The sequence below is a fragment of the Nonomuraea sp. NPDC003201 genome (assembly GCF_053590415.1).
Map to the genome: position 1 here is coordinate 1 of NZ_JBSFTC010000595.1, position 3,418 is coordinate 3,418.

General features: G+C 71.4%; 3 protein-coding genes. 2 read left to right on the plus strand and 1 reads right to left on the minus strand.

Translation table 11 applies throughout. The annotated features are described in order from the left end of the window. On the plus strand, positions 1–1,389 hold a 1,389-nt coding region (locus ACWDX9_RS61315; protein WP_449973116.1), incomplete at its 5' end, for an ABC transporter substrate-binding protein. 17 nt (positions 1,390–1,406) lie between these two features. Beyond that, on the plus strand, positions 1,407–2,867 hold the full coding sequence (locus ACWDX9_RS61320) for a sulfatase-like hydrolase/transferase (RefSeq protein ID WP_449973117.1): 1,461 nt from the start codon (positions 1,407–1,409) through the stop codon (positions 2,865–2,867). On the opposite strand, the gene ACWDX9_RS61325 is transcribed toward ACWDX9_RS61320, so the two are convergent. Next, a complete protein-coding gene (locus tag ACWDX9_RS61325; RefSeq protein WP_449973118.1) occupies positions 2,864–3,241 on the minus strand; it encodes a substrate-binding domain-containing protein in 378 nt (125 codons plus the stop codon). The genes ACWDX9_RS61320 and ACWDX9_RS61325 overlap by 4 nt on opposite strands. Between the last annotated feature and the right edge of the window lie 177 nt (positions 3,242–3,418).

The following is a 3,418-nucleotide window of genomic DNA, read 5'->3' on the forward strand; positions in this document are numbered from 1 at the left end:
GGTGGCGGCGGAGGCGGTGGCGGCGGTGCCGCGGGCGGGTCGCTGACCTGGTGGGACCACCAGAACCAGCTGCAGAAGGCGAAGGCGGACATCTTCGCCACGTTCGCCAAGAGCCCCGGCGGCGTCCCCGTCCAGTACACGTACTACAACCCCGCGAAGATGGGCCAGGCGCTGCAACTGGCCAAGCAGAGCAACCAGCTGCCGGACGTCCACTCCAACGCCGGTCTCAACAACGTGCCGCCCGCGGCGCTCATCGCCGCCGGGTGGGCGCAGCCGCTGGACCTCGGCGACGAGGCGACGGCCCGGATCAAGGACTCGCTCATCGAGGGCCTGCACGTCTTCGACGGCAAGATCTACGCGTTTCCCGTCTTCAGCCACCAGGTCTACGTCGCGGCGTCGTGGTTCAACACGGAGCTGGTCGCGCGCGCCGGGCTGGACCCGCAGGCCCCGCCCAAGACCTACGACGAGTTCCGGGCCGCGGCCCGGACGGTGCAGAGCAAGAGCGGCGGCCAGTCGTACGGCTGGGTGTGGAACGTCGGCATGCCGCAGCGGCTCGGCGAGCAGGTCCACGACCTGGCGCAGGCGGCCGGGTTCGAGGGCGGCCTCGGCCTGCGGTACGCCACCGGCGAGTACGCCTTCCACGCCGACGAATACCTCGACGTGATCGAGTTCCTGGTGTCGCTGAGCCGGGACAAGCTGCTGGTGCCGGGGGCGAACTCCTGGACCGACGACGTGGCGCGCGCCCGGTGGACCGCCGGGGTGGCGGCGTACTACTTCGACGGCCCGTGGTGCCCCGGCGTGGCGCTGCAGAGCACGCCCGGCTTCGCGGACAAGCTCGGCGTGGGGCCGATCCTGGTGCCCGACGCGGGCGACACCGTGGCCACGTACCATGTGCCGCAGCCCGGCGAATACTGGCTGTCACCCGGAAGCAAGCACGCCGCGGCGGCGAACAAGCTGCTCGGCGACCACTTCACCACGGAGGACTACTCTCGCCGGGTCGCCGAGACCATGTCGCAGCCGCCCCGCGACATCGCCGTCGTCGAGCAGTCCCAGGCGCACCCCGCCTACAAGAAGCTGATCTCCTGGTTCCAGGAGAGCGTCTACCTCGCCCCCACTCCGGTCGCCGGGAACAAGGACGTCCAGCGGGTGCAGATCGAGTCCAAGCCGGTCACCCCCACCCTCGGGGACATCGTCCAGGGAGCGTTCAGCGGCGACGTCACCGACGTCCGCGCGGCCCTGACCAAGCTGTCCAGCGACAGCGCCAAGGAACGGGACGCGGCGATCGCGGCGGCCAAGGGCAAGGGCGCGAAGGTCGGCCTGGACGACTACGCCTTCCCCAACTGGAAGCCGCGGACGGACTACCTCAAGCCCATGTACGCCGAGCGCTAGCGATGGGGGCTCATCCCGTGAACCGACCGAACATCGTGCTGATCATGACCGACCAGCAGCGTGCCGGCTGGACCGCCGCGAACGGCTTCGCCCTGGACACCATGCCCTTCCTCGACGGGCTGATGAGCGGCGGCGTGCGGTTCCAGCGGGCGCACACCACGTCCCCGCTGTGCGTGCCGGCCCGGGTCAGCCTGCTCACCGGACGGTACCCGTCCGCGCACCGGGTCCGGCAGAACAGCGCCGCGCAGCACGTGTTGCGCGGCCCCGACCTGGTGGACGTGCTCCGCGACGCCGGCTACGCGCTGCATCTGGCGGGCAAGACGCACTTCCACCGCGAGCCCGGCGACTTCGACACCTTCGCCGCGCCGTACTGGCACGTCCGCGGCCCGGCCGGCGCGGCGACCGCCGACCAGGCGCGATTCGAGCAGTGGCTCGGCGCGCTCGACCACTCGGTCAGCCACGAGCCGACACCGTTCCCGCTGGAGTGCCAGTTCCCGCACCGGATCGTCTCCGACGCGATCAGCGCGATCGACCAGACGCCCGATGACCGGCCGTTCTTCGCCTGGCTGTCGTTCCCGGAACCGCACAATCCGTACCAGGTCCCGGAGCCGTACTTCAGCCTCTTCGGGCCGGACCAGGTGCCCGACCGGCTGGCCGGGCCCGAGGGCGCCGCGCGCAAGGGCGGCGCCTACGCCTGGCTGCGAACGCTGATCGAGGAGAAGCGGCCCGGCTACGACGCCGAGTGGCGGCGCTACCGCGCCAACTACTGCGGCATGCTCCGGCTGATCGACGACCAGCTCCAGCGGTTCTTCGCGCACCTGCGCGAACGCGGGCGGGACGCGGACACGCTGGTGCTCTTCGTCGCCGACCACGGCGACTACGTCGGAGACTACGGGCTGCAGCGCAAGGGCGCGGGCATGCCCGAGTGCCTGATGCGCATCCCGTTCGCCGTCGCCGGGCCGGGCGTGCGGGCCATGGACAACCGCACCGACTTCGTCTCGCTCGCCGATCTGTTCCCGACGGTCTGCGACGCGATCGACGTCGAGATCCCGCCCGGCGTCCAGGGCCGTAGCCTGTGGCCCCTGCTCACCGGGGCTCCCTATCCGGCCGAGGAGTTCGCCAGCGGATACGGCGAACGCGGGTTCGGCGGGCTGTCCTACGACGTGGACGAGCGCCCGCCGTTGCACTTCCCGTACGAGGGCCGGACCTTCGACGAGCTCAACACCGTCACCCAGTCCGGCACGACGGTGATGCTCCGGCGCGAGCAGTGGAAGCTGCTCCTGGACGAGCGCGGCACAGGCGAGCTCTACGACCTGGACGCCGACCCCGCGGAGCTGGACAACCGGTACGACGATCCCGCGCTCGCCGAGATCCGCGCCGCCCTCACCACCGATCTCGCCCGCTGGATGATCCGCGTCCGGGACGACCTGCCGGAGGCGGTCTACACCCTCAAACGCGCGTCACACAACTGGCACTAGGCCGGCGCGGAGCCGGTGGAGGCGCGGTAGACCATGGACACGGGGAGCACGACCTCCTCCGGCGAGGTGCCTGCGGACGCGATGCGATCGAGGAGGAGGCGGACGGCGGCCGCTCCGGCGTCGAAGAACGGCATGTGGACGGTCGTCAGCGGCGGAATGGTCCGGGCGGCGACCGGATGGTCGTCACAGCCGACGACCGAGCAGTCGTCAGGGACTCGGAGCCCTCGCTCGTGCAGCGCGTTGAGCACGCCGACCGCCATGAGGTCGTTCTGCACGTAGATCGCGGTGATGCCGGAGGCCCGGTCGAGCAGCCGGTGGGTGGCGGCGTACCCGCCCCTCGACCTCCCATGCGCCGTCCTCCACGAGGAGGGGATCGTAGGGCAGGCCGTGTTCGGTCAACGGTAGACGGCGGTGCGCCGCTGCGCGCTGTGACGCTGCTGGCGTTCCTCGCGGCCGCGGGCGCACCGCCGCTCCCCCGCGGGCAGGGGCTGAACCTCCTGCCGCCGGCCCGCGGCAAGCAGGACGCGCCGGCAAGGGACTGGGCGCTGTGC